Origin of the sequence: Aeromonas sp. QDB14 (genome assembly GCF_027707845.1) — a bacterium.
GTDB classification, from domain to species: domain Bacteria; phylum Pseudomonadota; class Gammaproteobacteria; order Enterobacterales; family Aeromonadaceae; genus Aeromonas; species Aeromonas caviae.
On sequence record NZ_JAPCJD010000018.1, the window covers coordinates 63,450 to 69,747 of the forward strand.

Below are 6,298 nucleotides of genomic sequence, written 5' to 3' on the forward strand. Positions count from 1 at the left end.
ATGAAAAAGCTAGCTATTGGTGTCATCGCTGTGGCCGCCATGGTCTGTTTCTCTTCCATCTTCATCGTCGATGAGGGACAGAAGGGGATCGTGGTGCAGTTTGGCAAGGTGAAACGGGTCGACTCCGGTGAACCACGCCTGTACGAGCCGGGCCTGCACTTCAAGGTGCCGCTCATCGACCAGGTACGCAAGATGGATGCCCGCATCCAGACCCTGGAAGGCCAGGCGGATCGCTTCGTTACGTCCGAGAAGAAGGACCTCATTATCGACTCCTACGTGAAGTGGAAGATCGAGGACTTCTCCAAGTACTACCTGGCGACCGGCGGTGGCAACAAGATCCAGGCCGAAGACCTGCTCAAACGCAAGATCAACAACGGTCTGCGTTCCGAGATCGGTAACCGCACCATCAAGGACATCGTCTCCGGCGAGCGCAGTACCGTGATGGAAGATGCCCTGATGAAGATGGCGCGCTCCTCCGAGCTCGGCATCAAGGTGGTGGATGTGCGCATCAAGCAGATCAACCTGCCGGTGGAAGTCTCCAGCTCCATCTATCAGCGGATGCGGGCTGAGCGGACCGCTGTCGCCCGTGAACACCGTTCACAGGGCCGCGAGCAGGCCGAGATACTGCGCGCCGACATCGACCGCAAGGTGACCGTGATGATCGCGGATGCCGAGAGCAACGCACGCCAGCTGCGCGGTGAAGGGGATGCCGAGGCCGCCAGGATCTACGCCGACAGCTACAAGAAGGACCCCGAGTTCTTCAGCTTCGTGCGCAGCATGGAGGCCTATCGCAAGAGCTTCGCCGGTGGCAACGACCTCATGGTGCTGAAGCCGGACAGCGAGTTCTTCCGCTACCTCAAGTCGCCGCACGGTGACAAGCAGTAAACACGTGTTGATATGACCCAAGGGCCTGATGATTCAGGCCCTTTTGTTTGCCAGCCACAGACCGGCAGGGGATAAGGAGAGGTGATGCTGACATCCATGTTGATGGGGCTGGGGTTGCTGTTGCTGTTCGAGGGGTTGGGACCGCTGCTGATGCCGCGCGCCTGGCAACAGATGCTGCGGCTGCTGAGCGAGCAGCCCACCGAGCAGCTGCGCCGCATCGGCGGCTGTCTGGTGGTGGCCGGGGCCGTTATTCTGTGGGCGCTGGCGCGATAGAGGATGGTGATGAGTGAGCCAGACTGTGTTTTCCGGACAATAAAAAAGAGGCCAAAGGGCCTCTTTTTTATTTCCGGCTGAGCATCAGGCGCTGCGCTGTACCGCCATGTGGGCCAGGGTCTCCAGCGCTTGCTTGTGCCGGGAGTCCGGCAGGATGGCGAGAGCGGCGATGGCCTTGTCAGCCTCTTCCCGAGCTCGCTGGCGGGAGTATTCGAGAGCTCCGGTGCGATCCAGGATGCCCAGAATACGCTCCAGGTGATCCATCCCGTTGCGGTGCTCGATGGCATCGCGCACCAGTTGACGCTCTTCCGGGGTACCTGCCTCCATGGCGCGCAACAGCGGCAGGGTCGGCTTGCCTTCGGCCAGATCGTCACCCACGTTCTTGCCCATCTCCTCGCTCTGGGAGCAGTAGTCCATCACGTCGTCGATGATCTGGAAGGCGGTACCCAGGTACTTGCCGTAGTCGGTCATGGCCTGCTCGACGGGCTGGGGCTGATGGGTCAGCACGGCGGCGAGTCGGGTCGCGGCTTCAAACAGCTTGGCGGTCTTGCAGTAGATGACCGTCATGTAGCTCTCTTCCGTGGTATCCGGATCGTTGCAGTTCATCAGCTGCAGCACTTCTCCTTCGGCGATGGTGTTGGTGGCATCGGAGAGTATCTCCATCACCTTCAGGTTGGAGAGTTCGCTCATCATCTGGAAGGAGCGGCTGTAGAGGTAGTCACCCACCAGGACGCTGGCGGCGTTGCCAAACAGGGCGTTGGCGGTTTCCCGGCCGCGGCGCAGGTCGGATTCGTCGACCACGTCGTCGTGCAGCAGGGTAGAGGTGTGAATGAACTCGATGATGGCGGCCAGTTTCAGGTGATCTTCACCCTCATAGCCCAGTGCGCGTGCGGCCATCACGGTCAGCATGGGGCGCATCCGTTTTCCGCCTGCACTGACAATATAGAAACCCAGCTGGTTGATCAGGCTGACATCGGACTGGAGTCTCGCCAGGATCAGTTCATTGACCGCCGTCATGTCGGCGGCACAGAGCGCACGGATAGTCTGTTGGTCCATAAGTCTCGTAACGTGACGGCAGCATTTACTGCGTTTTTAGCAATGGCGGGGATTCTACACGATTTCACAATGGGTTACAGTTAGGCGTTTATTCACGGGGGCAGATATGCGCACAAAATAAACTTTTTGCTAAATTGGCCTTGCCTCGGCAAATCGTTCTGCGTAGAATGCCCGCCCATTGTTATAGGTTTTTGTGCGTGTCTGGCCTTGAGCAAAAGACACGCCTTTACGGAGTTAATCAAATGTACGCGGTATTCCAAAGCGGCGGAAAACAACACCGTGTGGCCGAAGGTCAAATCGTTCGTCTGGAAAAGCTGAACGTTGAGACTGGCGCTACCATCGACTTCAACGAAGTGCTGATGGTTGCTGCAGGCGACACTTTCAAAGTAGGTGCTCCTTTCGTTGAAGGTGGCAAGGTTGTGGCTGAAGTTGTGGCTCACGGCCGTGGCGAGAAAGTGACTATCGTCAAGTTCCGTCGTCGTAAGCACCACCGTAAGCAAGCGGGCCACCGTCAGTGGTTCACTGAAGTCAAAATCACTGGCATCAGCGCTTAATTAGAGGAGTCCGATAGATGGCACACAAAAAAGCTGGCGGTTCATCCCGCAACGGTCGCGATTCTGAAGCTAAACGCCTGGGCGTGAAGCGTTTCGGCGGCGAAACAGTTCTGGCTGGCAGCATCATCGTTCGTCAGCGCGGCACCAAGTTCCACGCTGGTGAGAACGTTGGTCTGGGCAAGGACCACACTCTGTTCGCTACCGCGAACGGTAAAGTGCAGTTCGAAGTTAAAGGTCCGCAGAATCGTAAGTACGTCAGCATCGTTGCTGAGTAATTACGGACCGCAAGGATCCGAAGCCCCGCCAACCTGGCGGGGCTTTTGTTTTTCTGATGAGTTTGACGAAAAAACGGCACGCGGATGAGCCGGCGCTGACAGCCCTCATCGGCCAGATGCGCCTCGCCCGAAGGGGCCCGTATCACTATAATTGCGTATCGGTTTTTCGAATTAAGGTGACGGTTACCTATGAAGTTTGTTGATGAAGTCCAGATTCGAGTCGATGCCGGTGACGGTGGTAACGGTTGTGTGAGCTTCCGCCGCGAGAAGTACATCCCGAACGGCGGCCCGGACGGCGGTGACGGCGGTGATGGTGGCGACGTGTATCTGGTGGCCGATGAAAACCTGAACACCCTGATCGACTACCGTTTCGAGCGCTTCCACGCCGCCGAGCGTGGCGAGAACGGCCAGAGTGCCAACTGTACCGGTCGTCGCGGCAAGGACAAGATCCTGCGCGTGCCGGTGGGAACCCGTGCCACCGATGAAGACACCGGCGAACTGCTGGGGGATTTGACCAGTCACGATCAGAAGCTGCTGGTTGCCAAGGGCGGCTTCCACGGCCTTGGCAACACCCGCTTCAAGAGCTCGGTCAACCGGGCGCCGCGCCAGAAGAGCAACGGCACCCCGGGTGAAGTGCGTACCCTGAGGCTGGAGCTGCTGCTGCTGGCGGATGTCGGCATGCTGGGTCTGCCCAACGCAGGCAAGTCCACCTTCATTCGCGCCGTTTCTGCGGCCCGTCCGAAAGTGGCAGACTACCCCTTCACCACCCTGGTACCGAACCTGGGTGTGGTACGCGGTGAAAACTCCCGCTCCTTCGTCATTGCCGACATTCCTGGCCTCATCGAAGGGGCTGCCGAGGGTGCAGGCCTGGGGATCCGCTTCCTCAAGCACCTGGAGCGTTGCCGCGTCCTGATCCACCTGGTGGATATCTGCCCGGTGGATGGCTCCGATCCTGCCGAGAACGCCGTGACCATCGTCCGGGAGCTGGAAAAATACAGTCCCGAGCTGGCGGGCAAGCCGCGCTGGCTGGTGTTCAACAAGATGGACCTGATCCTGGAAGAAGAGGCTCAGGAAGTGATGGACAGAGTCAAGGCCGCCCTCAACCACGAAGGTCCGGTCTACGCCATCACCGCCATCAGCAAGGAAGGCACCAAGAAGGTGTGCTACGACATCCTGGATCTGCTGGACACCATGCCCCGTCAGCTGGCGGAGGATGCCAGAGACGCCATCGAGAAGGTGGAGTTCAAGTGGGACGACTACCACAAGAACCAGCTTGCCAAGGCGGAAGCCGATGCCCTGGCGGCGTCCAAGGCCTTCGATGATGGCCTGGACGATGACGACTGGGACGATGAGGACGACGACGGCGTCGAAGTCATTTACGTTCGCGATTGAGCATCATGTTCGTGACAAGACCGGAGCCAGACAGGCTCTGGTTTTTTTATGGGAGGATCGACGGGATCACCCTATAGATATATTTTTCATGTCTCTTATTGCCTGACAGTGGCTGCGGATTATACTGCGCACCTGAATGTAACCTGTATGAAACATTATGCTAACCATTCAAATTGAATCGATATGCATGACTGTTTTGGTTTGTTCTTATGGATGGTTCTCCTGATAAAATATTTATGCTTGAAATGATCAATTAACGGCTTGTTTGTGCAGTTTTTTGGGTTATTCTTGCGCCCGTTTTCCGGGCGAGGGCATGAGTATGCAGGCGGCCCGGCTGAAGGAAAAGTCACATTTAAGGCTGTTTATATGTTGGAAAAGACCCTGGAAGCACCGGCAATCCGTACTCGCCGCAACGTGCTGATGTTTTTGATCCCGTCACTGATCGGGATCCTGCTGTTCATGACCCCGGTCATCTATGACGGCAATGTCACCATTCCCGTCGCCGTGCTGGCGAAGCTGGTTCAAACGGTGTTTGCCGATCATCTGGTGGCCATGGTCAGCGCCATCATCACCACCACCATGCTGATGACCCTGATCGCCTGGCTGTTCAAACCGGCGATCCTGGTAAAACGCCCCTTCCTCAACAGCCTGTTCAACGTCTCCCCCTTCTGGGCGTGCGTGCGGGTGCTGGGCGGGGTCTTCGTGCTGTTGACCTTCTTTGAAGCCGGTCCCGAGGTGCTGCGCTCAGGGTCGACCGGCGGCCTGGTGCTGCATGATCTGCTGCCGGTACTGTTCTCCGTCTTCATCTTTGCGGGCCTGCTGCTGCCCTTGCTGCTGGATTTTGGTCTGCTGGAGTTTGTCGGTACCATGATGACCCGCATCATGCGTCCGGTGTTCCGTCTGCCGGGTCGTTCTGCGGTGGACTGCTTCGCCTCCTGGCTCGGTGATGGCAGCGTCGGGATCCTGCTGACCAGCAAGCAGTATGAGGGCAAGTTCTATACCCAGCGGGAAGCGGCCGTCATCGGTACCACCTTCTCCGCCGTCTCCATCACCTTCTGTCTGGTGGTGATCTCCCAGGTGAAGCTGGAGCACATGTTCGTCCCCTTCTACCTGACCGTCTGCCTGGCCGGTGTGGTGGCCGCCATCGTGGTACCGCGCCTGCCGCCGCTCTCCTGGAAGAAGGATGTCTACAGCGACGGTACTCCCCTGTGCCGCAAGCAGGAGGCCATCCCCCATCAGCACAGCGTGCTGAGCTACGGCTACCATCGTGCCCTGACCAAGGCCGACAGCATGACGGATCTCGGCGCCGTGGCGCGTGAAGGGGTGAAAAACGCCCTGGACATGGTGTTTGGCGTGCTGCCGGTGGTGATGGCCGTCGGGACCTGTGCCCTGATGCTGGCGGAGCACACCCCGGTGTTCAACTGGCTGGGAGCGCCCTTCGTGCCTTTGCTCGAGCTGCTGCAATTGCCGGAGGCGGAAGCCGCTTCCAAGACCATCATGGTGGGCTTCGCCGACATGTTCATCCCGGCGGTGCTGGCCTCCACTATCGAGAGCGACATCACCCGCTTCGTGATCGCCGCCATGTCGGTCACCCAGCTCATCTACATGTCGGAAGTGGGCGCTCTGTTGCTGGGCAGCAAGATCCCGGTCAAGTTGTGGGAGCTGTTCGTCATCTTCCTGCTGCGCACCCTGGTCACCCTGCCGGTGATTGCCGGTGTGGCGCACCTGCTGTTCTAAGGGGCGAAGTGGAACGAAAAACGGTCAACCCGGGTTGACCGTTTTTTTAGGTTCTTCGCGGGATCTTGGGGAAGTGGAAGTTGACAGACAGGGTGCTGGTAAACTGGCTGTCTCCAAACACACCAC

7 protein-coding genes are annotated in these 6,298 nt (G+C 58.4%); 6 read left to right on the forward strand and 1 reads right to left on the reverse strand.

All coding sequences use genetic code 11. The features are described from left to right. Together hflC and PG887_RS08435 are read left to right on the forward strand one after the other, a co-directional pair. Positions 1 to 885 carry a protease modulator HflC gene (hflC, locus tag PG887_RS08430; RefSeq protein ID WP_103244301.1) on the forward strand — a complete coding sequence of 295 codons (885 nt, stop codon included), beginning with the start codon at positions 1 to 3 and terminating at the stop codon, positions 883 to 885. A gap of 84 nt (positions 886 to 969) precedes the next feature. Beyond that, complete coding sequence (locus PG887_RS08435) at positions 970 to 1,158, forward strand: DUF2065 domain-containing protein (protein WP_103244302.1); 189 nt, start codon at positions 970 to 972, stop codon at positions 1,156 to 1,158. A gap of 84 nt (positions 1,159 to 1,242) precedes the next feature. Here the strand turns inward: PG887_RS08435 and ispB are convergent, their stop codons facing one another. Further along, positions 1,243 to 2,214, reverse strand: a complete 972-nt coding sequence (ispB, locus tag PG887_RS08440; RefSeq protein ID WP_103244303.1) for an octaprenyl diphosphate synthase — start codon at positions 2,212 to 2,214, stop codon at positions 1,243 to 1,245. A 242-nt stretch (positions 2,215 to 2,456) separates the two neighbouring features. Here ispB and rplU point away from each other — a divergent pair, with 242 nt between their 5' ends. From rplU to PG887_RS08460, 4 genes are all read left to right on the forward strand, one after another. Next, positions 2,457 to 2,768: a 50S ribosomal protein L21 gene (gene rplU, locus PG887_RS08445; protein WP_005304210.1), complete on the forward strand. Its 312-nt coding sequence runs from the start codon at positions 2,457 to 2,459 to the stop codon at positions 2,766 to 2,768. Between the two features lie 17 nt (positions 2,769 to 2,785). Next, entirely contained in the window at positions 2,786 to 3,043 is a 258-nt protein-coding gene (gene rpmA, locus PG887_RS08450; RefSeq protein WP_010673199.1) for a 50S ribosomal protein L27, read from the forward strand. A gap of 189 nt (positions 3,044 to 3,232) precedes the next feature. Further along, positions 3,233 to 4,435, forward strand: coding sequence for an Obg family GTPase CgtA (gene cgtA / locus PG887_RS08455; RefSeq protein ID WP_010673200.1), 1,203 nt, complete (start codon positions 3,233 to 3,235; stop codon positions 4,433 to 4,435). Between the two features lie 366 nt (positions 4,436 to 4,801). Further along, positions 4,802 to 6,172 (forward strand): YjiH family protein, encoded by a 1,371-nt coding sequence (locus tag PG887_RS08460; protein ID WP_270821468.1) that lies wholly within the window; start codon positions 4,802 to 4,804, stop codon positions 6,170 to 6,172. Positions 6,173 to 6,298: the final 126 nt, after the last annotated feature.

Excerpts from the sequence above, each read along its gene's own strand:
- rpmA (WP_010673199.1), top strand. The coding sequence starts at position 2,786 with ATGGCACACAAAAAAGCTGGCGGTTCATCCCGCAACGGTCGCGATTCT.
- cgtA (WP_010673200.1), top strand. The coding sequence starts at position 3,233 with ATGAAGTTTGTTGATGAAGTCCAGATTCGAGTCGATGCCGGTGACGGT.
- ispB (WP_103244303.1), bottom strand. The coding sequence starts at position 2,214 with ATGGACCAACAGACTATCCGTGCGCTCTGTGCCGCCGACATGACGGCG.
- PG887_RS08460 (WP_270821468.1), top strand. The coding sequence starts at position 4,802 with ATGTTGGAAAAGACCCTGGAAGCACCGGCAATCCGTACTCGCCGCAAC.
- PG887_RS08435 (WP_103244302.1), top strand. The coding sequence starts at position 970 with ATGCTGACATCCATGTTGATGGGGCTGGGGTTGCTGTTGCTGTTCGAG.
- hflC (WP_103244301.1), top strand. The coding sequence starts at position 1 with ATGAAAAAGCTAGCTATTGGTGTCATCGCTGTGGCCGCCATGGTCTGT.
- rplU (WP_005304210.1), top strand. The coding sequence starts at position 2,457 with ATGTACGCGGTATTCCAAAGCGGCGGAAAACAACACCGTGTGGCCGAA.